Genomic DNA, 22,850 nt, shown 5'->3' with positions numbered 1-22,850 from the left:
GCTCTGGCACGCCGATGACGCAGGTGTTAGGTTGCGCGGCCCGGGCCACGAACCGGGACCGCAGACAGGGAAGTTTGGACGTCTTTCACGCCCAATCAGGCGTGCCTCATTCCTGTCATGAGTATCATCCGATGCTGCAAAAATCCCTGAGAGCCCAAATCCTCGCGTTGCTCGGCGGTAGCCTGTTGGCGATGTTGCTGATCGCTTTGGCCTGCTTTCACTTCCTGTCCAGCGGCGTCCAAAGTTACGCCAACCTGATCGACGGCCCGCTGCACACTTCGCAGTTGATCGATGAAGCCAACCTGCAATTCAAGGTGCAGGTTCAGGAATGGAAAAACGTGTTGCTGCGCGGCAAACAGCCAGCAGACCTGGACAAATACTGGAAGCAATTCGAAGACCGTCAGCGCGACGTGCAAGGCATCCTCGGCGAACTGGCCGGGCAGAAAGGCCTGGATGGCCAACTCAAGACCCGCATCGAACGCCTGCGTGACGAACACCGTCAATTGGGTAGCGCTTACCAGAAGGGGCGTGATGCCTACGTAGCCGCCGGTGCCGACCCAGCCGCCGGCGACACCGCCGTCAAAGGCGTGGACCGCGCCACCAGTGATCAGATGAGCGAACTGGTCGGCGAACTGCGCAAGCAAGGCACCGAGCAATCGGCGCTGATCAGCGCCGGGGCCGAGCGCACCGTGATGCTGGGGATCATCGTGATGCTCGCTTCCGGTCTGTTGATCGGCCTGTTGAGCCTGTGGTTGATCAACCGCAACCTGGTTGACCCGATTCGCAAACTGATCGACTACGTGGCGCAACTGAGCCAGGGCAAATTTGCCGAACGCGTCGCCAGCACCCGTCAAGACGAGTTGGGCAAACTGGCGATGGCCGCTAACACCTTGCGCGATTTCCTCGCCGAGACCTTCAACCGCTTGCAGCGCAGCGCCAAGGACCTGGACAGCGCCAGCGGCGAGTTGAACGCCATCGCCGGCCTCATGGCCAGCGGCACCAACGAGCAGTTCAACCGTACCGATCAGGTGGCCACGGCCATGAACGAAATGTCTGCCACCGCCCAGGAAGTGGCGCGTCACGCGGCCGACGCAGCACGCGCCGCCGATGATGCCGACCAGTCTGCCCAGCAAGGCGAAAAAGTCATGCAGGGCACTATTCACACTATCACCCAGATGCGCGGCGAAATCGCCAACACCGCCTCCGTCATCCGCCGTCTGGAAACCGACAGCGGCCGCATCGGCAAGGTGCTGGAAGTGATTCGCGGCATCGCCGAGCAGACCAATTTGCTGGCACTCAACGCGGCAATCGAAGCGGCCCGTGCCGGTGAAGCTGGTCGCGGATTCGCGGTCGTGGCCGACGAAGTACGCAGCCTGGCCCAGCGCACAGCGGCATCGATCATCGAGATCAACCAGATCATCCAGACCGTGCAAACCGGTGCGGTGGACGCGGCTCAGGCGATTGAAAGCGGCCAGTCGCGCAGCGAAGAAAGTGTCGCGCAAGTGACCGAAGCCGGCGCGATGCTGGAGCGCATCACCCATGCCGTGGAAGCCATCCGTGACATGAACCGCCAGATTGCCACCGCCGCCGAAGAGCAGACCTCGGTAGCCGAAGACATCTCGCGCAACCTCACCGAGATCACCACGATTGCCAGCACCAACCTGGACAACGTGCAGCGCACGGAAGCGGCCAGCCACAACCTGCACGGCTTGTCGGGGCAGTTGAATGAAGTGACGGCGCGCCTCAGCGCTTAATGGAAAACGGCTTTGTACCGGCTCGCTTACCGAGCCGGTACACAGTCGATCTCAAGTGCGGCCAAGGGATGTCGATGATGGATTTAACCTAACCCTAATAGGAGAAATCCCATGGTCAGCATCACCTCCGTTTCAATCAATCAGACCCTCTCGACGCCGACGAGCAAAACCTCGATCAGCGACAACACTACAGAAGACACCACCTCCGCAACTGCAAGCACCACAGACGCAAGCGATGCCACCAAGGCATCTGCTGGCGGTGCTGCGCCCGCTGGCGGCGGCAGCAGTTCGAGCAGCAGCACTGAATCCGATACGGTGAAAGAACTGCGCAAGCAAATCGCCGAGCTGCAAAAGCAATTGCAGGAACAACAGCAGCAACTGCAAGCGGCTCAGGCCAAGCAGGAAAGCGCTGATGCCAAAGCCGCCGATGTAGCGGCGGCGCAGTCGCAGATTTCAGCCACATCGGGTTCGTTGCAAACGGCAACCGCTGCGTTGTTGCAGGCGTTGCAGGATGAAGGCGGCAGCACGTCCGGGTCGATGGTCAGTACGACGGCGTGATGGACTGAGGACATAAAAAAACGCACGACCCGAAGATCGTGCGTTCTTTGAACTCATCGCAAAACCTGTAGGAGCGATGCTTGCTCGCGAAGACGGCAGAGCAGCCAATATTGATGTGACTGACACTCCGCTTTCGCGAGCAAGCCCGCTCCCACAGGGATTGCGGTGATTATGTTTCAAACCTGTAGGAACGATGCTTGCTCGCGAAGACGGCAGAGCAGTCAATATTGATGTGACTGACACTCCGCTTTCGCGAGCAAGCCCGCTCCCACAGGGATTGCGGTGATCATGTATCAAACCTGTAGGAGCGATGCTTGCTCGCGAAGACGGCAGAGCAGTCAATATTGATGTGACTGACACTCCGCTTTCGCGAGCAAGCCCGCTCCCACGGGGATTGCGGTGATCATGTATCAAACCTGTAGGAGCGATGCTGTTGTGGCTCAATATTGATGTGACTGACACACCGCCTTCGCGAGCAAGCCCGCTCCCACAGGGAATGCGGTGATCATGTATCAAACCTGTAGGAGCGATGCTTGCTCGCGAAGACGGCAGAGCAGTCAATATTGATGTGACTGACACTCCGCCTTCGCGAGCAAGCCCGCTCCCACAGGGATTGCGGTGATCATGTATCAAACCTGTAGGAGCGATGCTTGCTCGCGAAGACGGCAGAGCAGCCAATATTGATGTGACTGACACTCCGCTTTCGCGAGCAAGCTTCGCTCCTACAGGGGATGGCGGTGATTAGGTGTCTTGTTTGTTGCTCAGGACTTTACCGGTGGCAGCATCGAAGTCCACGTCCCATTCAACGCCTTGAGCGGTGCGCAATTCGACTTCGTATTCGTAGCCGTTGAAGTGGTTGTCCAGATCGGTGTCGGTGATGGTCGCACCCGGATGCAGTTTCAGCGCCGCCTGGTTCATTTCTTCCAAAGGCTTGATCTTGCCGCTTTTGACCAGCTCAGGGATCTGATCAACGCGGATATCGGCCTGGGCCATGCCAGCAGAGAGGGTCAGGGCAGCGGCGGTGAACAGGGCTGTCAGGGTTTTCATAAGCTTCTTTCCTTGGGTGAACTGTTTAAGTGGGCTCAGGTTAACCAGCGCAACTTAATTCACCCTTAAAAACCGCCCAGGGCAGCAATTGCGTCGTTTGTTCAATTCCAACACCCGGCAACCTTTCATGCTGCGACCTCGATCAATGGAGGTGGTGATGAAGCGAATCGTTGCAGCACTGTATGCGCCGGTTTTTTGGGCCGGGTTCATCGGCACAGGTCTTTGGCTGGTGGGCGTGGCCGGGCTATCGGTCGAATGGCTGGTGCCGGTGTTTCTCGCCGCCCTTGCCGTGTCGTTCCTGGCCGAGTGGGCATTGCCCTATGAAGTTTGCTGGAATCGTTCGGTCGGCGATCGCGCCCGGGACGTCATTCACGCTGGGGTCAACGAGGCCTTGAATGCCTTGGGCCTGCTGGCGTTGCCGGCCCTGGTGGCGCTGCTGTCATTTGACGGTGTATGGCCCGGTGGCTGGCCGCTATGGCTGCAACTGGCGTTGGCGATTTTTATCGCCGATGCCGGCATCAGCCTGATGCATTACGCCAGCCATCGCGTAGGTTGGTTGTGGCGTTTGCATGCGGTGCATCACAGCGTTCAACGCCTGTACGGCTTCAACGGTTTGATGAAACACCCATTGCATCAATTGCTGGAAGCCTCGGCGGGGCTGTTGCCTTTGCTGCTGTTGGGGATTCCGCTGGACGTGGCGGCACTGTTGGCGTTCGCCATCGCCATCCAGTTGTTGCTGCAACATTCCAACGTCGATATGCGACTCGGACCCTTGCGCCGGGTGTTCGCCTGGGCACCGGTGCACCGTTTTCATCACATGAAATATGGCCGGGCCGGCGATGTGAATTTCGGCTTGTTCTTCACTCTGTGGGACTGGCTGCTGGGGACCGGTTTTTACACGCGGGACTACGACATTCGTCAGGGCGATTTGGGCATTGGCAGTCGGCCGGATTTTCCTCAGGATTACATCGCGCAATTGCTCGACCCGTTCGCGTCCGTGGCGTTGAGCAAAGAACCCACGGTGCCTGAGCCGCTGCGGCGCTGAGTCAATCCAGCAGCCGCAAGTCGATGTGTTGCAAAGCCTGGCGCGCCGTTACGCCAAAGAGTTTTTTCAGGCTGCGGGAGAAGTGCGCCGAATCGGCAAACCCGGCCTCGTGCGCCGCTTCGGTAATGCTGCCGCCGGCCAGAATCAGCACCATCGCCAACCGCAGTCGCCGCCACAACACCAGCCGGCGCACTGGCAGGCCGAGTTGGCGGGCGAACAGCCGTTGCAATTGACTCAACGATACATGCGCCTCAGCGGCCAACGCGCTGGCCGGGACTTTGCTCGTCAGCAAGCTGTCGAGGGCCGATAAGGCACGCTCGATTCGCGCATCGTCCAGGGTTCTCCGCGGGCAATCGCGCATGGCGTGGTCGAGTTGTTCCAGCGACAGATCGGCGTCGTACACGGCACTGCGCAACGCCTGACCGTCGAAGGTCAACGGCTCGGCATAGACCGTGAACACCGCATCTGGCGCTTCGATAATGCTGTGGCGAATGTGAGAGGGGATAAACAGGCGATGGGCTGTTTGATTGACGCCGTCGAGGTTGACGGTGACCGGCCCATCGGGGGCAAGAATCAACTGGTGAGCGTAATGAGCATGGGGCGCTGTGCGCCCCAGCTCACCATGGATCAGGCCATAATCACGCCCTAGCCACAGGCGGCCCGTCCAATCGGTGTTTGGCGTCACTCAGTAGCCGTTGTTCTGCAGCAATTGCGCAACGGTGCCAGCCGCCGGGCGTTTGTAGAACTTCAGCAGTTCGCTGGCGCGGTTGGTGAAGATGCCATCGACACCGGCGTCCATCACTTTCTGGTAATCCACCGCATCATCGATGGTGTAGACGTGCACCAGCATGCCTTGATCGTGGGTGAACTGGTTCATCCATGGCTTGACCAGGTCCGAGTAGCTCTGATCGCCACCCTTGGTCAGCGCCGCCGAAGGACCGGTGCCGATCGCGCCTTGGGACTTGGCGTACTCGACCCATTGCTGGAATTCGGCTTTGTCTTTCGGCTCTTGCTTGGCGTAGTAAGTGGCTTTGTCCTTGTCGCCGGATTCAGCGAAGGTCACTTTGGATTTCGGCTCGATGCTGCCTTCACCAACCCACAGCAACAGGATTTTCGGCACTTTCGGCATTTCTTTTTGCAGCAGTTCGAGGCTGCTCTTCTCGAAGGTTTGCAGCACGACTTTGCCTTTGCCCTGGCCGACCGCCAGTTCGCTCTTCGCCAGTTTCGAACCGGCCGGGCTCAGCCAGCCGCGATCCTGGAGTTTCTCCTTGAGGTCGTGTTCGATGCCGGGGAATTGCTTCGGCTCTTTGGTTTCGATGTACAGGCCAGGCTTGTGCAGCGGATTGCTCTCGGCGATGTCGATGATTTCGTCGAGGGTCAGAATCTTCAAGCCAGCGTAGGACGGACGCGCGCGATCCGGGTAAGCGGCGTTGAACCAGCTGCCGGCATCGAGGGTTTTGAGCTCGCCAATCGTGAACTGGTTGGCCGGGGCATCCTTGCGCTCAGGGAACTTGGTGGCGACATCGGTGGTGCGCTGCAAGTTGTTGTCGTGTAGGGCGAACAGCACGCCGTCCTTGCTGCGCTGCAAGTCCATTTCCAGGTAATCGGCGCCCAGGTCACGGGCCAGTTTGTAGGACGCGGCGGTGGATTCCGGGGCATCGAAGGATGCGCCACGGTGGGCAATCACGGCCGGGTGCGGGATGCCTAGCGTGGTCGCCAGCGCAGTGGGGCTGGGCTGGCTGGCGGCCTGTGCCTGGCCGAGGCCGAGCAGCAGGCTCAGCAGCAGGGCGCTTTTGGTGAAGGTAACAGGCATGGTCGAGGTCCTTTCGCAGAGGTTTTCAAAGACGTACCTTTTAACAACTGAGCGCCGCGAGCGCTATCGCAAGACCGACATAAACGTGTTTAAAGCGATTTTTTTCAGCGCTTTTGTGCGGTTCTTTGCAGTACTCTTGGCTCCGGCAGTTTCCCCGGCAGAGGGAAACCCGTTCGTAACCTTGCGTGTAAACCATCGATCACCGGTCCCTTTTCGACCTTTTGTGAGGTTTATCATGCGCATCACTTCCCAGCTTATCTGCCAGGCTGCCGACCAGCTCAAGGGTTTCGTTGGCCTTAATCGCAAGACCGGCCAATACATCGTGCGTTTCAGCGAAGATTCGTTCGGCATGGACGTGGCCGATGACGGCATCATTCCCACCAGCGAGTTCGTCTGGGCGTCGGGGCCTGATCAGGCGATGACGCTAAAGCGTGAGTTGATTCAGTTGTTGCTGGATCAGAATATTGATGACCGGATCAATGTGACCGAGCCGTTGCGGGTGTATATGAGTCGGCGGGACGTGCCGGAAATTTCGGCGGTTCGGAGTTTGGTTCAGGGCTGAGTTTTTGTGTTGACTGGTTTGGCCTCTTCGCGAGCAAGCTCGCTCCCACACTGGATCCGCGGCGCAAGCAAATCCCCATGTGGGAGCGGGCTTGCTCGCGAAAGTGGCCTCAAAAGCACCTCATCATCTACCGCTTGAACTCATAAGCCCGCTCAACCCGGCATACCCGCGTATGGCACTGCGCATACCACGTCGCCCGTCCACGCTCGCGAATTTCACTGTGCTCAGGATGATGCTTCCACGCCAGAATCGCCGCTTCACTGACCCAATACGACACCGTAATCCCCAACCCATCCTCGCCCCGAGCGGACTCTACACCGAGAAAACCCGGTTGCTCGCGCGCCAGTTCCACCATGCGCCCGGCCGCCTCGGCGTAACCCTGATCACCGTCGGTGCGCAGGGAGGTGAAGATCACTGCGTAGTAGTGAGGTGACGGAGTGTTGGCCATCATGATTTTGACCTCGTGCAGGCTTCGATCAATGCACGAACCAACGGCGGCAACGTGCCCTTGAGCGCGGTGCGTTCCGGTTGGAACAGGGTGGCGACGAAGAACGGATGACCTTTGAGTTCCACTGCGCGCAAATCCCCATTCGAATCGTGACCGACGGCTGTGAGTTGCTGGTTCAGCAGCGCCTGTTCGAATTCAGGATTCACGCCGTAGCGGCAGCGATAGCCTTCATGAATTTCGGACGTTTCATACGCCTTGGCGATCAACGAGCCTTCAACCAGATGAATGCTGTCGACGGCTTCCACCAGCGAGCACGTCAGCGGCGTAAGCAATGCCCGTTCGGCATCGGGGGATGTCTCGCCATGTTCGGCATCTGCCCAGCCCAGAACGTTGCGGGCATATTCCAGCACCGCATGTTGAAAACCGCCGCAGGTGCCGAGGAACGGTCGCTGTTGCTCGCGGGCAAAGCGGATCGCGCGTAATGCGCCATCGGTGTTGCGGTAGGGGCTGGCGGGTACGCACCAGAATCCATCGAAGGTGTTGAACGGGGTATCGGTGTTGATCTGGTCAGTGGCCAGCCATTGGTATTGCACATCCAGGCCCGAGTGCTCGGCGGCCATGCCGAGGGCAATGGGGATGGCTTGATGGGCGGTGACCTGTGGGTCGTAATCACCGATCAGGGCGATGTGCAGGGTGGTGTTCATGAGTGTCCTTGGTGGTGTTGATTCCTGGCACCACTATAAATGGGCGTTTACGCACCCAGGATGAATTTTTTATCGGCGACGATTCCGGGTTGTTTTCACGCTTCCTGGAAAAAACTGTCGAACTGAGGCGAATTTCGCCTACAGCAGCTGTCGACTTTTCTGATTGTTAAGGCGCGTGTTGCTCTCTAGTGTTGACGCGAAATCATTCGACTCATCGTCAATCCAAGGAGGGTAAAGATGAAAAAAACAGCTAAATGGCTGGCGGCTTTATGTGTTGTCGGGGCGGCGGGGCCGGTCATGTCCCAGCCTTTCACCTGTGGCGGGCACTTTCTGGGCAGCGACATGCAGGCTCAACTGGCCCAAACCATCATCGAGGACGGGGGCCGGGCGGTAGGGGTTCAACGGGTGTTTACGATTTGCCGTACCGGCGTCATCCAGATCGTGCTGGATGGCAGCCATGAGACATGGACCAACAGCTATAAAAAGCGCTGGCAGCAGCGTGCTGTCTCACTGCTCCAGGTTCCTGAGGACAAGGTGATCATTCGCTGATCAGCGGTTCGGTTCGTCCTTGTGGACAAAATGCTGATGCATTTCCGAGGTCAGGTTTTCGATGCGCTCGGTCAGGGACTTGGTCATTTCAGTGAGGCGGGTGTTCTGCTCCAGCAGTTCCATCAACTGCGCCGAATTCTGCGCGGCCTGGGCCTGGCGTTCGGAGTTGGCCACGGCCAGGGCTTCGCGGTGTTGCGCATCGGCGTCGGATTGGGCTTTGTCCCGCGCGGCCTGACGGGTCTGGGCCAGCAGGATCAACGGCGCGGCGTAGGCCGATTGCAGGCTGAACGCCAGGTTGAGCAGGATGAACGGATAAAGGTCGAAATGCGCCACACCGAACAGGTTAAGGCAGACCCACAGCACCACGATCAGGGTTTGTGCCCCGAGAAACGTCGGCGTGCCGAAGAACCGCGCAAACGCCTCGGCGCGCAGGGCGAACTTGTCATTGCCGAAGGTCGGTGCGAGGTGAGCATGCGGGCGATGGAAGCGCAGGTGATCGACAGGGGCGGCGGCGGGTTTGGTATTGGACTTGGCTGAATTCATGGTGCGCTCGGCGAGGATTCGGGACTATGTTCTGGGGCTAGGGGTCACTATAGTCCTGCGCGGGTGTTCGTTAGCTGAATCGATGTTGAATGACAGTCCGTCTTCGCGAGCAAGCTCGCTCCCACAGGGGATCACTGGTATTCACAAAATTTGTGTACGCAGAAGATCCCTTGTGGGAGCGAGCTTGCTCGCGATGGCGGCGACACGGTCTATCTGCCAAATAAAGAAAACCATCCCACCTCTCAACCTCAGCCCGGCACCCGCTCGTTAGCAAACATGCTCACCGCCTGCACCGCATTGCTCGCCCCATCCCTAATCTGCAAAATCACGGTGCCCGCCTGATTGGCCAACTCAACCCCTTCAGCCGCCCGATCCCGGGTACCGCCCATGCTCTTGATGGCTTGCCGGGTTTCACTCTGGATCAACCCGATCATGCTCGAAATCTCCGCCGTGGAGCCGCTGGTGCGCGCCGCGAGTTGCCGAACCTCATCGGCCACCACCGCAAACCCGCGCCCTTGTTCACCGGCCCGGGCCGCTTCGATAGCGGCGTTGAGCGCCAACAGATTGGTCTGATCGGCAATCGCGCGGATTGTATTGACGATGGCGGTGATTTGCTCGGAGCGCTCGCCGAGCTGGGCGATCAAGGTCGAGGACTCTTCGATGTTGGCGGCGATTTCGCGCATCTCACTGGCCGCCTGCTGGATCACCTGCGTGCCTTGCTCCGCGACTTTTCGAGTCTCCACCGAAATGTGATAAGCCTCGGTGGCGCTGCGGGCATCCTGGGCATGTTGCTCGACCCGGGCGGTCACGTCCGAGGCGAACTTCACCACTTTGCACAAGCGACCACCGGCGTCGTACACCGGGTTGTAGTTGGCTTCCAGCCAGACCGTTTGCCCGCGCTTGTCGACGCGTTCGAATTGGCCATGGAACAACTCGCCCTGATTGAGCCGGCGCCAGAAGTCCTGATACGCGCCGCTGTTGACCAGTTCCGGGCTGCAGAAGATTCGATGATGTTTGCCTTTGAGCTCAGCCAGGCTGTAACCCATGCGATTCAGAAAGTTCTGATTGGCGGTGATGATGCTGCCATCCAGGTTGAACTCGATCACTGCCATGGCGCGGTCGATGGCCTGCAATTTGGCGTCGGATTCACTTTCGTGTTGCACCTTGGCCGTCACGTCCATGGCGTACTTCACCACTTTCACCACGCGACCCGAGGCATCCTTGATCGGGTTGTAACTGGCCTCCAGCCAGATCGGCTGCCCCTGGCTGTTGACCCGCTCGAAAGTACCCGACTCGAACTGACCGTTTTTCAGGCGCGACCACAATTGCGTGTATAGGCTGCTGCGGGCAAATTCCGGCGTGCAGAATTGGCGATGGGGCTTGCCGAGCACTTGATCACGCTCATAACCCATGGTCTTGAGGAAATTGTCGTTGGCGCGCAGCACGACGCCGTCCAGATCGAACTCGATCACTGCCATGGAGCGATCGATCGCGTCCAGAAGACCGGTTTGATTGGCGACAGTGTGTTGGAGTGCATCGAGGGTGGATTTGTGGCGATTGAATAGCATGGCGGCAGCGCTCAAGAAGTGGGGAACACCAAGGAGTCGTCCCTATTCCTGCGCCTGCAGGCCGAAGACCAAGGCTGTCTTCGGCGTTGTCTGCTCAATGTCAGCGGTCCCTGGCTGACAGAGCGCTACTTATATAAAACTTCATAAACTTGTACAAGAAGGTGGATTTCTGACCGTTTGTACAAGTTTTCAAGCTGAGATGCGCGTTGCTGAGCCACCGGCTGAAGGGTTCGATGCAACACTGATCTTGTTGCGACCGGTGTTTTTTGCGGTGTAGAGGGCTTTGTCTGCGTCATTGAGCCAGGCAATCGCGTCGGTGAACGGCGTTTGGTAGGCGGCCAGGCCAATGCTTAGCTTGATTCGCAGTGCGGGCACTTGCGGGTGGTGATAGTCATTGAGCACCTCACGCAAGCGTTCCATGATTTCCAGGGCTTGATGCAACGACCTGCCGGGCAGGATCACGCAAAACTCGTCGCCACCATAACGCCCGGCCAGATCGTTTTCACGCAGGTTGCGCCTGAGCTCAACGCTCAATTGACGCAGCACCGTATCGCCGACGATATGCCCGTAAGTATCGTTGATCGCCTTGAAGTGATCGATGTCGATCAGTGCAATCACCGACTCCACCTGATTCTGCCGGCACTGCTGGAACTTGATGTGCAGCAGGTCCTTCCAGGCGCCGTGATTGAGCAGGCCGGTCAAACTGTCGGTGCGGCTCAAGGCGCTCAGGGTGCGTTTGTGTTCGGCGAGCTTGAACGCCAGTCGATAACACACCATCCCCACCGCCAACGGGTAAATGGTCAGCGAAGGTATGCAGGCCCACACCTGAATCGGCGTGGCTCTCGGGGTAAATGCTGCGCCGAACAGTAGCCAGGCAATCAGCACGCCGACTATTTGGGCCAGGGCACCCTGGAGGAATAATCTCGGGCCGCCCGCCGCGACATTGTTCATCGTCATCATTGAAAGAATAGTGACGGTCACTATCGGGTTGAATTGAGCAGCGGCGGCCCAGAACCCCCCACACAACGAATCGCCGATGATGTTGCGACGTTCGGCCGGATAGGGAAACGGCGACCGGGAGGCCACCTGATAGGCGAAATGGGGCCATACGAAGCCATTGAGCAGCATCAAGACCCAGACCCAACTCGGCATGTTCAACGGATACAGCGCGGCGGTCACACAGATACAGCCAATGCCCAGGCCTACGGTTCTGGGCATGTAAATGCGTCTGGCAAATGAAAGGCCCTTGCCGCGTTGGATTTCCATAATTCCCTGCGCCCGTTTCATTCTGAAACACATTTCGGTGTTTTATTCAGAGCTACCGTTCATCGGTAAAGCGACGGACATTGTCATTTATTCCAGCGGGAATAATCAGTGTCCTTGGGAGCCATTTAACGAAGGCGCAGGCGCGGCAGAAACTTGATCTAGAGCTGATAGCAGGCCAAAAACATATCCATCGCCGACTCGACGACGGTGCTTTGTACTTCCGGCGATAAACCGGTTTGGCCCATGGAGATTTGCGGCCAGAACGCGAAGGATTTAAGCAGCCCCTGAACCTGCTGCGCGGCAAATTCCGGGGCGACCGGTTTCAGCCGGCCATCGGCCTGGGCGGCGCGAATCCACAGGGTCAGGCCTTCTTCGCGTTCACCCATGCGGGTGATCATGTTCTGCGCGCGTTCGGGGGAATGAATGGTGGCGGCAATCGCCACCCGCGCCAGGTCGAGAAAGTTGTTGTCACCCATCATCTGCACTTTCGCCAACAGGATCTGACGCAGTTGATCGCGCAGGGGCAGGTCCGGGCGGTAGGCCGTTTCCTGTTCTTCCGTTACCCGGGCCCATAATTGATTGAGGATTTCGGCGAACAGCTCTTCCTTGCTCGAAAAGTGGTTGTACACCGTGCGCTTCGACACGTCGGCGGTGGCGGCGATCTTGTCCATGCTGGTGATTTCAAAACCGTTGGCACGGAATTCGGTAATCGCTGCCTGGATGATGGCTTCGCGTTTTCGGTCGGTGAGGCGCTGTGGAGCTGTCATAAGTACGCTTCGGCAGGAAAAAGTGGAGAGTTACACTCGGCAGTTTACTTGTGATCGGGTTTGATGCAACCTAGAAACTACACTGTGCAGTGTAATGTTTTGTTAATCCTGTACAGCGAAAAATAGAATCTACGGCTGATGCGTGCGTGCCTTGGCCATTTATCGTCCCACCGCGAAGAACTGCGAATAGCGCGGTTTTTCAGGAGTCATTCAGTCATGGCCATTACGACTTCCCCAATGGATAACGCCACCCAGCCTGAGGCATCCCGTCAGGTTGAAGGGCATTTCCGAAACCACCAGCCGGTCCAGCGCGAAGGGTTTCGCAAAATGCTGCGCATCATGTGGAACATGGTCTTCCATAAACCTCGCACCACACGCCCGAGTGCAGCCATCCCGGTACAGACCCTGACCCAAGCTGCGTTGATTGCCGCACCCAACCACAGCGTCTACCGCCTCGGCCACTCCACGGTACTGCTCAAACTGCGGGACAAATTCTGGATCACCGACCCGGTCTTCGCCGAGCGCGCCTCACCCGTGCAATGGGCCGGCCCCAAGCGTTTCCACCAGCCGCCGATCAGCCTGGAAGAACTGCCGCCGATTGAAGCGGTGATCCTGTCCCACGATCACTATGACCACTTGGATTATCAGGCTGTGCTGAAACTGGCAGACAAGGCCAAGTACTTCCTCACACCGCTGGGCGTGGGCGACACCTTGATCAAGTGGGGAATCGACGCCAGCAAAGTCCGCCAACTGGATTGGTGGCAGGGTACAGAAGTCGATGGCATTCAATTTATCGCCACACCATCGCAGCACTTTTCCGGTCGCGGCCTGTTTGATGGCAACAGCACGCTGTGGGCTTCGTGGGTGATGATCGAAGGCAACACACGAATTTTCTTCAGCGGTGACACCGGTTACTTCGACGGCTTCAAACGTATCGGCGAACAGTACGGCCCCTTCGACCTGACCCTGATGGAAACCGGTGCCTACAACGTCGAATGGCCGCACGTTCACATGCAACCCGAACAAACCCTGCAAGCGCACATCGACCTCAAAGGGCGCTGGCTGCTGCCGATTCACAACGGTACTTTCGACCTGTCCATGCACGCCTGGTACGAACCCTTCGACCGCATCCTGGCCTTGGCCTGGGAGCGGAATGTGTCGATCAGTACGCCGCAGATGGGTGAGGCGTTCAACGTGATGTATCCGCAACGCGGGAGTGCGTGGTGGCTGGGGGTGGAACGCGTTGGGGATCAGGTGACGGCGTAGGGCGTTTGATAGCGTGACGCCGGGCCGCTTGCCATGAAAGCGGCCCTGGTTTCACCACTGAGACTAACTGCGTTGATCCTTTGGCTGATTCAGGTATTCCGAGATTCTTGCCACGGTCAAATCGCGAGATTGTCCACCGAGCACTTGACTCAGTTCCTCCGCAGAGAGCCCGAGCTTTTGCGCCGCCTCAATCTGACTCAGATGACCGGTTTGGAGAAACATGCCTACCTTCATGACGTATTCAGCTTTGGCGCGCATGTTGCCAGCATCGGGATAACCGAATGCTTCATGGGCGCTGCTGTTGCCTCTATCGATTTCACTCATCCGTCGGCTCCTCACTCAACCATCGCATAATCCGTCCTCGCCACCGGGTTCGGCGTCGATCCTTTCACATTCATCCCTCTGCCCGGCGCAAAACCAGGGAAGAACACCAGGCCCTCCGATTCAAACCGATACGCCAATGCCAGCCGCGTGGCATCCAGCACATCGTGCTCGGCCTCGAAACGCTCGATGGCGTCCACGCTAACCCCGGATTCCCGAGACAGTTCTTCCACGCTCCAACCCAGCATCGCTCGGGCCTGGGCGCTGTGGGCCGGGGTGAATTGGAAAAGGGCGATACGTTCCAGGGTGATTTTCATCGCAAGAGAGGCCATGGTGTTCTCCGGGCTCGAGAGTGCTAATTCAAAATGTACTGTGTTTTTGTACAGTTGTTTTGATCCCGGATCAAATGCATTTTTTGATTTTTGCTATTTCGCCGTATCCATCCAGACGGACGGTGCATGCCCCAGCACCCGACGAAACATCGTCGAAAATGCCGCCGGGCTGTCGTAGCCGAAATCCACGGCAATCCGCGTCACCGGCGTCCCCGCCGCAAGCCGCGCCAGGGCCAGCACCACGCAGGCTTGTTGCCGCCATTGGCTGAAACTCAGGCCGGTCTGCTGGCGGAACAGACGATTAAAGGTGCGCAGGCTGATGTGCAACTGATCGGCCCATAGCTGTGGCGCTTGATGGATGTCGGGCTGCTGGAGAAACGTCTGACATAACCCGAGCAATCGTCCTTCGACCGGTAATGGAATGTGCAACGGTAGATGAGCACTGCGGGCCAGCTCATACAGCAGCAAGTCGATCAGCGCCCCATCACGCCCGGTCTCGTCGTACGCCAGCGGGGCCTCCACCGCCTCCATCAATAGATGGCGCATCAACGGCGACACACTGATCACCTGGCAACGACTTCCCAGATCCACCGCCGCCGGTTCGATGTACAAACTCCGCGTACTCACCCCGAGCATCAGCACTTCATGGGCCACCCCTGCCGGAATCCACACTGCCCGTTGCGGCGGCACCACCCAGTTGCCGTCGTGGGTGCTGACTTGCATCACCCCCGTGGCGCCATACAGGAGTTGTGACCGCCGATGCGTATGACGGGGCAACACGTGACCGTAGGAATAATCCGTACCGATCGCCACCACCGAGCGTGGCGTATCGTCCAACTGATTAATCGAAACATTGCGCATCGAGCGGTATCCAGCGGTTGGCGTAAACGCGAACATTATTGGCTGACTTGCTGAAGCAGGCCAAGCCGCATCGCCCTATCGTCGACAACTCTCCACCAACGGACGATGCGCAATGTTCTATCTCTTACTGACACTCTTCGGCTGCATGACCGGCGTCACCGCTGTGCTGTTCGGTTTCGGCGGCGGCTTCGTCGTGGTGCCGTTGCTGTATCGGATGCTCCTGGCCAGTCATGGCGCTGACGACCCCGTCGGCCAATCGGCGATGCACATTGCCGTGGCAACTTCGACCTGCGTGATGATCGTCAACGCGCTGCTCGCTACCCGAAAAACTCACCGCGCCGGTCAGCTCATTCGCCATTACTTGTGGCCGTTGGGTGGGTTCATTGGCGTGGGCGCGATCATCGGCGCCTTAGCCGCGACGTGGGCCAAAGGTGAGGTGATTCGGTATGCGTTTATCGTCTACTTGGGCATCACGATTCTGGACTGCTTGTTCAGACGCGGTTTTCTTACGCAGTCCGACGGCCAAATCCCACGGCGATTGGAGAAGGCGGAAGTGTCTGGTGTAGGAATCGGCGCTATCGCTACGTTTCTAGGCGTGGGCGGCAGTGTCATGACCGTACCGCTGCTAAGGCGCTGCGGCCTGAGCATGTCGCAAGCCACGTCGATGGCCAATCCGTTGAGTTTGCCCGTAGCCGTGGCCGGAACGCTGACTTACATGGCGATGGCCGGGTTCACCGAGTTTGATCTGGGGCCATGGTTTGTCGGGTATGTGGATGTGTTGGCATTCATTCTACTGACGGCCGGATCGCTCATAGGGATTCGGTTGGCGACGCCGTGGATCGGGCGGATACCGGATCGTATTCATGCGCGGGTTTATATCGGTTTGCTGGTGTTGGTGATGCTCAGCATGATGCTGAGTTAAAGCACGCAATGACGCTCGATTCCCCCCGCTAACCTCGCCATAATCCGCGGCTATTACCTGCGAGCAGCCACTCGTTTAGCCAAGGATGATTTGATGTTCAACGGATTGTGTCGTTTGACTGGCGTTGTCGCGCTGGCGTGTTCAATGCTTTCTCCTTCGCTGTGGGCTGAAAGCGGCACTCAGGTTTATACCGGAACCTTGGGCAAAATGCCGATTGTGCTGGAAGTGAATCCCGACTCTGGCGACGGTCGTTACTTCTATCAAAAGTACCGTAAGGACTTGGTTCTCAGCTTTACAAAAGAAGGGGAAATACTTGTGCTGGAGGAGGGGGGTGAGAGTCAGCCTCACCCGACCATGCGCCTGAAACCCACGCCGGATGGCTGGTCTGGCGAGTGGACCAGTGCCAAGGGCAAAGTGCTCAAGATGGAGTTGCAGCAAGCCAAACTTGCGCCAGTGGCCGCCGATACCTTGCCCTATCTCGTCCAACTTCATGACAAGTGGCCTTACGAATATCTGCGCTTGCTAGGCATGAAACTCAAACAAGGCCAAACCGAAAACTTCATGGGCTACACGCTGCAATGGTGGAGCGAGCCGCAATCAGAAGTGCAACTGTTCGAAGTTGTTTCGGGTTATCCCGCTGAAGTGCTTCAACGCATCAATCAGCGATTAATGGCGCGTTTGTGGCAGGGCGTCGGGGATACTTTCGGGTGCACTGTCGATGGTGCGCCGGGTTCCTATTTTCAAATAAGTCATCCCGTATGGATGTCGCCTTCGGTGATGAGCGTCTTTACCTTCACCGACTTCTATTGCGGTGGTCTTCATCCGAACCAGGACAACGAATCGCTCAATTTCGATACCAAGACCGGCAATGCCCTGACGCTTGATGATGTGCTGTGGGTGGGGCAGGGCAAACCAGTGCATTTCGAAGAGGGCTTCGATTACTCATCCCCAGCATCCCATGCTCATTATGAATACCGTACTAAAGAGCTGGCGCCGTGGCTGGTGGCGCAATTACTCAAACTCAACCCCAACGAAATGACGGCAAAGCCTGAAGTGGAGGAGAACGATTGCGTCTACAACGACGATAACCTTTGGAGTTCCCCACTCTGGTACTTCACCGAAAAAGGTCTCAAGTTGGAGCCCGCTTTTGTTCACGCGGCGGCTGTGTGCCGAGACATTGACTGGAGCGTTCTGCCTTACAACCTCGTCAAACAACACCCCGGCGGCGTAGCGCTGCAATTGCCTTAAGACGGTATGCGATCATTTACCCAAGGATTAGCTGATGTTCAAAGGATTGAGTCGTTTGACTGGCGTTGTCATGCTGGCCTGCCTGGTAATTTCTACTGCGGCGCGGGCAGAGGTGGGCAAGCAGATTTACAGCGGAACGCTAGGCTCTTCGCCCATTGTGTTGGAGCTGAACACCGACGACCCCAATGAGGTGAGTGGCCGCTACTTTTATCAAAAGTACCGTAAAGACTTGCTGCTTAGCGGCGCCAAGGACGGTACTGAACTGAACCTCCAAGAGAGCCTCGACCTCACAAATCACGGTACAGCGCTTGCGAGTATCCATCTGCGGCCCACACCCCACGGCTGGTCCGGGGAGTGGACCAGCCCAAAAGGAAAAGTCCTGAAGATAGCGTTGGAACAAGCCAGACTCTCGCCTATCCCGACTGATACTTTGCCCTACCTCGCCACGCTCCATGACACAGCGCCTTACGACTTCCTGCGCCTGTTAGGCATGCAACTCAAACCAGGCAAGACCGAAACGTTCATGGGCTACACACTGCAATGGTGGAGCGAACCGCAATCCAAAATGTCGCTGTTTGAAGTGGTGTCGGGTTATACCGCCGAAGAACGCGGGCGCATCAATCAACAGTTGATGGGGCGTTTGTGGCAGCAAGTCGTCAACTTTCATGAATGCCTCACCGAATACGGCATGACCAATTACAGCCAAGCGGCCACCCCGTTGTGGATGTCACCTTCAGTGCTCAGCGTGAACATCACTGCCGAAGCCAACTGCGGCGGCAATTATTCGGATGAGACCGACATGCCGTTCAATCTCGATACCAGAACAGGCAAAACCCTGATCCTGGAAGATGTGCTGTCGGTCGGGAAGGGCGAGCCCAAAGCGTTGGCACCGTGGCTGGTGGAGCAACTGCGTACGCTCTATCCCGAGGAAGTTACCCTCACGACTGATCGTAACGATGATTGCGTCTATGGCGAAGAGCAGTCCTGGGTTTCCCCTGCCTGGTACTTCACCGATAAAGGCATCAAGTTGCTGCCGGTCTTTGCTCACAACCAGGCCATGTGCCGCAACGTGGAGTGGAGCATCCTGCCCTACAGCCTGATCAAACAACACCCTGGCGGTTTAGCGCTGCAACTGCCTTAACGTTGCCCACCGCCAACTCCCGTTTGCTTATCCAAGGAAGATTTGATGTTTAAAGGTCTGTTGCGTCTCGTACCTTGCGCCACTTTGTTTCTTACGCTGGTCTCAACCGCCCATGCCGAATTCGGCGGGCAGGTGTTCACCGGCACCCTGGGCAAGATGCCGATTGTCGTGGAACTGAACACCCGCGACGCGAGCGAAGTATCCGGCCGCTACTTCTACGAAAAATTCCATCGGGATTTGGAGCTGAGCGGGACGCTGCAGGACAAGACCCTCACGCTCAACGAGGGCAACAATCGCTACGGCGAGGACAAACCCCTGCCAACCCTGAAGCTGAAACAAACCGCCAATGGCTGGCAGGGCGAATGGAAAAGCCCCAAGGGCAAAACCCTTCCGGTGCAGTTGACCGAGGCCAAACTCCCAGCCCCGGCGGCGGACGCCTTGCCCTTCATCGCCGCGCTACCGAAAAGTGATCCCTACGAGTATCTGCGCCTGCAAGGGTTGAAGCTCAAGCCTGGCAAGAAAGAAACGTTCATGGGCTACGGCCTGCAATGGTGGAGCGAGCCCGAGTCCAAAGTGTCGCTGTTCAGCGTCGAATCCGGCTACGCCAAAGCCGATCTGGATCGCGTCAACCAACAACTTCTGGGGCGACTCTGGAGCGAAGCCATCGACTATTACGGCTGCCAGTTGCGAGGCGGGGAGAATGCCGAGTTCGAACAAGGCGCTGCCCCTACGTTCTTGTCGCCTGATGTGGTCAGCCTGGACATTTCCATCGGCTACGATTGCGGTGGCGCTCATCCGGACTTTGGCGACTCACCGCTCAACCTCGACGTTCACACCGGTCAAGTCTTGGCGCTGACCGACGTACTATGGATTGGCGAGGCGGATAAACCTTCGACGGCAACCATCAGCCACGCACAAGCCAGCGAGCAACGTGCCGTCCTGGTGCCTTGGTTGATTGAACAGTTCAGCACGCTGTACCCGGATGAAATGAAAAAACCGGCCGAAGGCGATGACGACCAATGCGACTACACCGACGAAAGCGTCTGGGGTTACTCCAACTGGCACTTCACCGCGAAGGGCTTGTACCTGGGGCCATACTTCGTACGCGCCCAAAGAAACTGCGATGGCCCGGAGTGGCCGGTGCTGCCTTACTCGCAGGTCAAACAGCACCCTGGCTCGGTCAAACTGGAACTGCCCAAGGGTTAATCGCTACTCCAGCCCCGGCGCTTCCCGAACAATAAAGTGATCCAGATTCTCGATATTCGCGCTGAACACCCCGAACGTTTGCTCGGGGTTTTTCTTGCTTGGCACCTGCTTCAACTCCGGCGTCACGCCATAGAAGAAACAAAACAACTCTTTCCCGCTCTCGATAGCGTGCTTAATCTCTTCCAGAAACGCCTTGCGCTTGCGGTAGTTGTCGATCAGCTTCTTGCTCAAGTAAACATTCACCGAGTACGGCTTCTTCTTCGCCTCGTCCGCTTGCTTGAACCACACCTTCTGTTCGAAATCGATACGAAAGCTCTGGGTGTAATCCTTGATCTCCTTGATCTTGCCCCAGTAAATCAGCCCCTTGTTGTCCTGTAGATATTCAATCTTCTTGAAGAACGACCCATAAGGCGCCGTGTGCTCGCCAATCTTCAGCGGCATGCGCTTGAGCAACTCCTTGTCCTCGAAGTTCGACACAAAACACTCCACCGGATGGGCGAAGACACTGGTCTTGTCCGGTGCCGATTCACGGCTCGGGTGTTCTGTGTTGCTAGCCGCAGTGGTTGGCTTCGGGTCGTCCCGCACCACATCCGCCGCCACCGCCGGGCTCGACGGCTTACGCACATACTCACGCCGAGTCAGTAACAACTCCGACGGGAAATGCTCCTCGCGACCGTCATCCGTTTCCGCACCGTCCGCCTCAAGCCCCGACGCCGACGTCTTCAGACTGACATAAGGACAATCCGCCACATGCCGCGTGCTGGGCGTGTTCTTGAAGTGCGGGGTGCGCACGTAATTCACATTCTTGGCGTTGAACGTCGTCAATACATTCAACCCATCGAAGGCCGTTCTGCAGGCGTCATTGGGACATTGGAAGTGTTCCTTGGCGGAATCGAACTCCATCGTCTCGTCAAAATTCAAATCCCGCACGTCATAAATCGACAGCTTATCGTCGAGGCTGAGGCAGTAGGCGAGGTCGAATTTCATGGTGGGCTCGGGTCCTTGAGTGGGGGAGGGTATTAATAGCGGGAGGCGCGGCGGGTTGCACTGACTGTTTTCAAAACAGCGCAAAACCCACGGCAACCCACCAAACCTGTGGGAGCGAGCCTGCTCGCGAATCCCCGCATCAACGCGATCAATCTACCCCGCGCCGACTCGGCAGCAACGCAACTCACTGTGGCGAGGGAGCTTGCTCCCGCTGGGCTGCGCAGCAGCCCCAAACCCGGCTAGCGCGGTGCATCAGATATGTTGTTCAGCCCAATTTCTCACGCTTCAACCGTTCTATTTTGAGATAAAGCGACTCGGTGAATTCGTCTTTGTCGTTGGCATGGTGACAGCGCTTATGACAGTTAGGACAAAGCGCGACTGCGTTACTCCGACGATCTGATCCGCGGTTAGCTAAATGCTTTACATGGTGAACCTCAAGAAAGCGCGTGCCATCAGCTTGCTCGAACGGGCCTGGCTGATCGCAACCTTCGCAGATCCCGTTTGCATTATCCAAAACCCAGGCTTTGATCCGAGGAGAGCGAGCGTACGAGGTAGTCGTGATGGTTACCTTTTTTGGCTTCTCTATACCTTCTGGCACGCCTAAGAGTTTTTTTCCTCGAAGCTTTTCAGTACGACGGTTTAGCGTCTCTTCGTCCGCAGTTGGCAAATAGTCATCAAGGTCGATCACGCCTTTTGAGGCGAGGATTATTTCGACACGCGCAGCAACACCCGACCCGATATTTGCCATTAACGGGTAACTATTAGGCTTGAGACCGAGCTCTACAAACAGGAACGAAAGGTTCTGTAAGCGGAAATCTACGGCTTTGGTGCTGCGATTGATTAATGCCCCTTCTTGCAGCATTCGCTGTTCGAACGGTTTGTCGACGACCTGACCGGCCTCTTCGAGCGCGAGAATTTTTAGATAGGTCTCGACAGAAGCTGCTAGCTCTTCGTCAGTCCATCTAGATTGCTTCTTTTCCGTATCCATACAATCGCCGAGGGTTGAAAACCCTCGGACGATACTGAGTGGCCATTACGACTGTCTACGAAAATTCCTACAGAAAAGACCGACGCTTCGCTCAATCGGTCCTACAAAGACGCCACCGCACTAACCCACAGATTGCTTCGAAGACTGAAAAGCCTCCACGACCCTCCGCCACCAAGGCTTAACCACCGGCACCCGCCGCCGCGTGCGATTGAGCAACAGATAAGGCATGTCCCGCAGTCGAATCCAACCTTCATCCTGCCAATGCAACAGACTCAACGACATCTCCGGCCAATCCAACAAACTCAGCATTGGTCGATCAGAGTTCTTCGACTGCCCCGCATCACGCAAGGCTGGCACCACTTGATGCGTCAGCCATTCACGCAATAACCGATTCCCGGGCACGTAGTGATAGACCAGCAACGCATACACACCTGACTCACTGAGCATCAACCGCTTCTCCGGTTGGCCGTGGTAGTCGATAAGCAATGTGTGCCGCTGATCCTCGTCCAGTTTGCTGACGACACGATCATTCAGATGGAATCCCATTAAACGACCGAGATCGCGGGCACAGAACCATGGCTGATTTTCTAGGAGGAGTGCGTGAAGATTAAGGTTTTGGCGGATGAAGACTGTGGGGATAAACGGATCAAGCATGACCGATCTCCGAAAATGCGGGAGAGCGGAGTGGTTTTTGAGTGGGCATATCCATTACCTCTACGAATGAAATTGGACAGAGCCAAAACCCGACGTAGAGGACGTAAGAAATCCCAACAGCAAACTCATTCACACAAAGTCGCGCATTTGTCTCTGAGACAACGCGTGGGTCTGTGTAAGTAAGTCAGCTTCTACGTTGGGCGTTTCTTAGGCACCTGGGTTGAGTTTAGAGGTGCATTGGCTTGGCATCAATCGGGAAAGGGCTGGAACTGTTGTAGGAGTTTTAGCGAAGTGATGTAG

The 22,850-nt window shown here is 57.3% G+C and carries 24 protein-coding genes and 2 pseudogenes; 10 read left to right on the top strand and 16 right to left on the bottom strand.

Annotation, left to right across the window (positions count from 1 at the left end):
* Positions 1-131: 131 nt before the first annotated feature.
* Complete coding sequence (locus ACWIKB_RS13810) at positions 132-1,754, top strand: methyl-accepting chemotaxis protein (RefSeq protein WP_475267462.1); 1,623 nt, start codon at positions 132-134, stop codon at positions 1,752-1,754.
* 111 nt (positions 1,755-1,865) lie between these two features.
* Entirely contained in the window at positions 1,866-2,312 is a 447-nt protein-coding gene (locus ACWIKB_RS13805) for a hypothetical protein (protein ID WP_475267460.1), read from the top strand.
* 741 nt (positions 2,313-3,053) lie between these two features.
* On the opposite strand, the gene ACWIKB_RS13800 is transcribed toward ACWIKB_RS13805, so the two are convergent.
* The gene (locus tag ACWIKB_RS13800; protein ID WP_475267458.1) at positions 3,054-3,359 is read right to left on the bottom strand and encodes a PepSY domain-containing protein; all 306 of its coding nucleotides are present in this window, start codon (positions 3,357-3,359) and stop codon (positions 3,054-3,056) included.
* Positions 3,360-3,516: 157 nt separating this feature from the next.
* On the opposite strand from ACWIKB_RS13800, the gene ACWIKB_RS13795 reads away from it, so the two are divergent.
* Positions 3,517-4,404: a sterol desaturase family protein gene (locus ACWIKB_RS13795; RefSeq protein WP_475267456.1), complete on the top strand. Its 888-nt coding sequence runs from the start codon at positions 3,517-3,519 to the stop codon at positions 4,402-4,404.
* Between the two features lies 1 nt (position 4,405).
* Here ACWIKB_RS13795 and ACWIKB_RS13790 read toward each other — a convergent pair whose 3' ends face one another.
* Together ACWIKB_RS13790 and ACWIKB_RS13785 are read right to left on the bottom strand one after the other, a co-directional pair.
* Complete coding sequence (locus ACWIKB_RS13790; protein WP_475267454.1) at positions 4,406-5,089, bottom strand: helix-turn-helix transcriptional regulator; 684 nt, start codon at positions 5,087-5,089, stop codon at positions 4,406-4,408.
* A complete protein-coding gene (locus ACWIKB_RS13785; protein WP_475267453.1) occupies positions 5,090-6,217 on the bottom strand; it encodes a glycerophosphodiester phosphodiesterase in 1,128 nt (375 codons plus the stop codon).
* A 235-nt stretch (positions 6,218-6,452) separates the two neighbouring features.
* Here ACWIKB_RS13785 and ACWIKB_RS13780 point away from each other — a divergent pair, with 235 nt between their 5' ends.
* The gene (locus ACWIKB_RS13780) at positions 6,453-6,779 is read left to right on the top strand and encodes a DUF2025 family protein (protein WP_475267452.1); all 327 of its coding nucleotides are present in this window, start codon (positions 6,453-6,455) and stop codon (positions 6,777-6,779) included.
* A gap of 127 nt (positions 6,780-6,906) precedes the next feature.
* On the opposite strand, the gene ACWIKB_RS13775 is transcribed toward ACWIKB_RS13780, so the two are convergent.
* Both ACWIKB_RS13775 and ACWIKB_RS13770 read right to left on the bottom strand, forming a co-directional pair.
* Positions 6,907-7,230: an antibiotic biosynthesis monooxygenase family protein gene (locus tag ACWIKB_RS13775; protein ID WP_401326890.1), complete on the bottom strand. Its 324-nt coding sequence runs from the start codon at positions 7,228-7,230 to the stop codon at positions 6,907-6,909.
* Positions 7,227-7,931, bottom strand: a complete 705-nt coding sequence (locus ACWIKB_RS13770) for a CTP synthase C-terminal region-related (seleno)protein (RefSeq protein ID WP_475267451.1) — start codon at positions 7,929-7,931, stop codon at positions 7,227-7,229. Before ACWIKB_RS13770 ends, ACWIKB_RS13775 begins: the two co-directional genes overlap by 4 nt.
* 237 nt (positions 7,932-8,168) lie before the next feature.
* On the opposite strand from ACWIKB_RS13770, the gene ACWIKB_RS13765 reads away from it, so the two are divergent.
* Positions 8,169-8,480, top strand: coding sequence for a hypothetical protein (locus ACWIKB_RS13765; RefSeq protein ID WP_475267449.1), 312 nt, complete (start codon positions 8,169-8,171; stop codon positions 8,478-8,480).
* Here ACWIKB_RS13765 and ACWIKB_RS13760 read toward each other — a convergent pair whose 3' ends face one another.
* The 5 genes and pseudogenes from ACWIKB_RS13760 to ACWIKB_RS13740 all read right to left on the bottom strand — a co-directional run bounded on the left by ACWIKB_RS13760 (position 8,481) and on the right by ACWIKB_RS13740 (position 12,624).
* On the bottom strand, positions 8,481-9,023 hold the full coding sequence (locus ACWIKB_RS13760) for a DUF1003 domain-containing protein (protein WP_475267447.1): 543 nt from the start codon (positions 9,021-9,023) through the stop codon (positions 8,481-8,483). It lies immediately after the preceding gene.
* Positions 9,024-9,271: 248 nt separating this feature from the next.
* Positions 9,272-9,709 (bottom strand): annotated as a pseudogene (locus ACWIKB_RS13755) (methyl-accepting chemotaxis protein); the annotation flags it as partial.
* 114 nt (positions 9,710-9,823) lie between these two features.
* Positions 9,824-10,501 (bottom strand): annotated as a pseudogene (locus tag ACWIKB_RS13750) (PAS domain-containing protein); the annotation flags it as partial.
* 279 nt (positions 10,502-10,780) lie between these two features.
* Positions 10,781-11,857, bottom strand: coding sequence for a diguanylate cyclase (locus ACWIKB_RS13745; RefSeq protein WP_475267446.1), 1,077 nt, complete (start codon positions 11,855-11,857; stop codon positions 10,781-10,783).
* A gap of 158 nt (positions 11,858-12,015) precedes the next feature.
* Complete coding sequence (locus tag ACWIKB_RS13740) at positions 12,016-12,624, bottom strand: TetR/AcrR family transcriptional regulator (RefSeq protein WP_475267444.1); 609 nt, start codon at positions 12,622-12,624, stop codon at positions 12,016-12,018.
* Between the two features lie 216 nt (positions 12,625-12,840).
* Between ACWIKB_RS13740 and ACWIKB_RS13735 the strand changes: the two genes are divergently transcribed.
* Positions 12,841-13,890 carry an MBL fold metallo-hydrolase gene (locus ACWIKB_RS13735; protein WP_475267443.1) on the top strand — a complete coding sequence of 350 codons (1,050 nt, stop codon included), beginning with the start codon at positions 12,841-12,843 and terminating at the stop codon, positions 13,888-13,890.
* A gap of 63 nt (positions 13,891-13,953) precedes the next feature.
* Here the strand turns inward: ACWIKB_RS13735 and ACWIKB_RS13730 are convergent, their stop codons facing one another.
* The 3 genes from ACWIKB_RS13730 to ACWIKB_RS13720 all read right to left on the bottom strand — a co-directional run bounded on the left by ACWIKB_RS13730 (position 13,954) and on the right by ACWIKB_RS13720 (position 15,404).
* Positions 13,954-14,214 (bottom strand): XRE family transcriptional regulator, encoded by a 261-nt coding sequence (locus ACWIKB_RS13730; RefSeq protein WP_475267442.1) that lies wholly within the window; start codon positions 14,212-14,214, stop codon positions 13,954-13,956.
* Between the two features lie 11 nt (positions 14,215-14,225).
* Positions 14,226-14,543, bottom strand: coding sequence for a helix-turn-helix domain-containing protein (locus ACWIKB_RS13725; protein ID WP_475267441.1), 318 nt, complete (start codon positions 14,541-14,543; stop codon positions 14,226-14,228).
* Positions 14,544-14,636: 93 nt separating this feature from the next.
* Positions 14,637-15,404 (bottom strand): AraC family transcriptional regulator, encoded by a 768-nt coding sequence (locus ACWIKB_RS13720; protein ID WP_475267440.1) that lies wholly within the window; start codon positions 15,402-15,404, stop codon positions 14,637-14,639.
* 112 nt (positions 15,405-15,516) lie between these two features.
* Here ACWIKB_RS13720 and ACWIKB_RS13715 point away from each other — a divergent pair, with 112 nt between their 5' ends.
* The 4 genes from ACWIKB_RS13715 (at position 15,517) to ACWIKB_RS13700 (ending at position 19,921) form a co-directional block, all read left to right on the top strand.
* A complete protein-coding gene (locus ACWIKB_RS13715) occupies positions 15,517-16,326 on the top strand; it encodes a sulfite exporter TauE/SafE family protein (protein ID WP_475267439.1) in 810 nt (269 codons plus the stop codon).
* Positions 16,327-16,419: 93 nt separating this feature from the next.
* A complete protein-coding gene (locus tag ACWIKB_RS13710; protein ID WP_475267437.1) occupies positions 16,420-17,574 on the top strand; it encodes a hypothetical protein in 1,155 nt (384 codons plus the stop codon).
* A 34-nt stretch (positions 17,575-17,608) separates the two neighbouring features.
* On the top strand, positions 17,609-18,715 hold the full coding sequence (locus tag ACWIKB_RS13705) for a hypothetical protein (protein ID WP_475267436.1): 1,107 nt from the start codon (positions 17,609-17,611) through the stop codon (positions 18,713-18,715).
* A 45-nt stretch (positions 18,716-18,760) separates the two neighbouring features.
* The gene (locus tag ACWIKB_RS13700) at positions 18,761-19,921 is read left to right on the top strand and encodes a hypothetical protein (protein ID WP_475267435.1); all 1,161 of its coding nucleotides are present in this window, start codon (positions 18,761-18,763) and stop codon (positions 19,919-19,921) included.
* Between the two features lie 3 nt (positions 19,922-19,924).
* Here ACWIKB_RS13700 and ACWIKB_RS13695 read toward each other — a convergent pair whose 3' ends face one another.
* From ACWIKB_RS13695 to ACWIKB_RS13685, 3 genes are all read right to left on the bottom strand, one after another.
* Complete coding sequence (locus ACWIKB_RS13695; protein ID WP_475267434.1) at positions 19,925-20,908, bottom strand: hypothetical protein; 984 nt, start codon at positions 20,906-20,908, stop codon at positions 19,925-19,927.
* A gap of 265 nt (positions 20,909-21,173) precedes the next feature.
* Positions 21,174-21,896, bottom strand: a complete 723-nt coding sequence (locus tag ACWIKB_RS13690) for an HNH endonuclease (protein WP_475267433.1) — start codon at positions 21,894-21,896, stop codon at positions 21,174-21,176.
* A 120-nt stretch (positions 21,897-22,016) separates the two neighbouring features.
* A complete protein-coding gene (locus tag ACWIKB_RS13685; protein WP_475267432.1) occupies positions 22,017-22,550 on the bottom strand; it encodes a BRO-N domain-containing protein in 534 nt (177 codons plus the stop codon).
* Between the last annotated feature and the right edge of the window lie 300 nt (positions 22,551-22,850).

The sequence above is a fragment of the Pseudomonas sp. 5Vm1k genome (assembly GCF_056161485.1).
Note: the sequence above shows the minus strand (reverse complement) of the source record. Positions and strands in the feature narration are given on the sequence as shown.

Excerpts from the sequence above, each read along its gene's own strand:
- ACWIKB_RS13810 (WP_475267462.1), top strand. The coding sequence starts at position 132 with ATGCTGCAAAAATCCCTGAGAGCCCAAATCCTCGCGTTGCTCGGCGGT.
- ACWIKB_RS13805 (WP_475267460.1), top strand. The coding sequence starts at position 1,866 with ATGGTCAGCATCACCTCCGTTTCAATCAATCAGACCCTCTCGACGCCG.
- ACWIKB_RS13800 (WP_475267458.1), bottom strand. The coding sequence starts at position 3,359 with ATGAAAACCCTGACAGCCCTGTTCACCGCCGCTGCCCTGACCCTCTCT.
- ACWIKB_RS13795 (WP_475267456.1), top strand. The coding sequence starts at position 3,517 with ATGAAGCGAATCGTTGCAGCACTGTATGCGCCGGTTTTTTGGGCCGGG.
- ACWIKB_RS13785 (WP_475267453.1), bottom strand. The coding sequence starts at position 6,217 with ATGCCTGTTACCTTCACCAAAAGCGCCCTGCTGCTGAGCCTGCTGCTC.
- ACWIKB_RS13780 (WP_475267452.1), top strand. The coding sequence starts at position 6,453 with ATGCGCATCACTTCCCAGCTTATCTGCCAGGCTGCCGACCAGCTCAAG.
- ACWIKB_RS13775 (WP_401326890.1), bottom strand. The coding sequence starts at position 7,230 with ATGATGGCCAACACTCCGTCACCTCACTACTACGCAGTGATCTTCACC.
- ACWIKB_RS13770 (WP_475267451.1), bottom strand. The coding sequence starts at position 7,931 with ATGAACACCACCCTGCACATCGCCCTGATCGGTGATTACGACCCACAG.
- ACWIKB_RS13765 (WP_475267449.1), top strand. The coding sequence starts at position 8,169 with ATGAAAAAAACAGCTAAATGGCTGGCGGCTTTATGTGTTGTCGGGGCG.
- ACWIKB_RS13760 (WP_475267447.1), bottom strand. The coding sequence starts at position 9,023 with ATGAATTCAGCCAAGTCCAATACCAAACCCGCCGCCGCCCCTGTCGAT.
- ACWIKB_RS13745 (WP_475267446.1), bottom strand. The coding sequence starts at position 11,857 with ATGGAAATCCAACGCGGCAAGGGCCTTTCATTTGCCAGACGCATTTAC.
- ACWIKB_RS13740 (WP_475267444.1), bottom strand. The coding sequence starts at position 12,624 with ATGACAGCTCCACAGCGCCTCACCGACCGAAAACGCGAAGCCATCATC.
- ACWIKB_RS13735 (WP_475267443.1), top strand. The coding sequence starts at position 12,841 with ATGGCCATTACGACTTCCCCAATGGATAACGCCACCCAGCCTGAGGCA.
- ACWIKB_RS13730 (WP_475267442.1), bottom strand. The coding sequence starts at position 14,214 with ATGAGTGAAATCGATAGAGGCAACAGCAGCGCCCATGAAGCATTCGGT.
- ACWIKB_RS13725 (WP_475267441.1), bottom strand. The coding sequence starts at position 14,543 with ATGGCCTCTCTTGCGATGAAAATCACCCTGGAACGTATCGCCCTTTTC.
- ACWIKB_RS13720 (WP_475267440.1), bottom strand. The coding sequence starts at position 15,404 with ATGCGCAATGTTTCGATTAATCAGTTGGACGATACGCCACGCTCGGTG.
- ACWIKB_RS13715 (WP_475267439.1), top strand. The coding sequence starts at position 15,517 with ATGTTCTATCTCTTACTGACACTCTTCGGCTGCATGACCGGCGTCACC.
- ACWIKB_RS13710 (WP_475267437.1), top strand. The coding sequence starts at position 16,420 with ATGTTCAACGGATTGTGTCGTTTGACTGGCGTTGTCGCGCTGGCGTGT.
- ACWIKB_RS13705 (WP_475267436.1), top strand. The coding sequence starts at position 17,609 with ATGTTCAAAGGATTGAGTCGTTTGACTGGCGTTGTCATGCTGGCCTGC.
- ACWIKB_RS13700 (WP_475267435.1), top strand. The coding sequence starts at position 18,761 with ATGTTTAAAGGTCTGTTGCGTCTCGTACCTTGCGCCACTTTGTTTCTT.
- ACWIKB_RS13695 (WP_475267434.1), bottom strand. The coding sequence starts at position 20,908 with ATGAAATTCGACCTCGCCTACTGCCTCAGCCTCGACGATAAGCTGTCG.
- ACWIKB_RS13690 (WP_475267433.1), bottom strand. The coding sequence starts at position 21,896 with ATGGATACGGAAAAGAAGCAATCTAGATGGACTGACGAAGAGCTAGCA.
- ACWIKB_RS13685 (WP_475267432.1), bottom strand. The coding sequence starts at position 22,550 with ATGCTTGATCCGTTTATCCCCACAGTCTTCATCCGCCAAAACCTTAAT.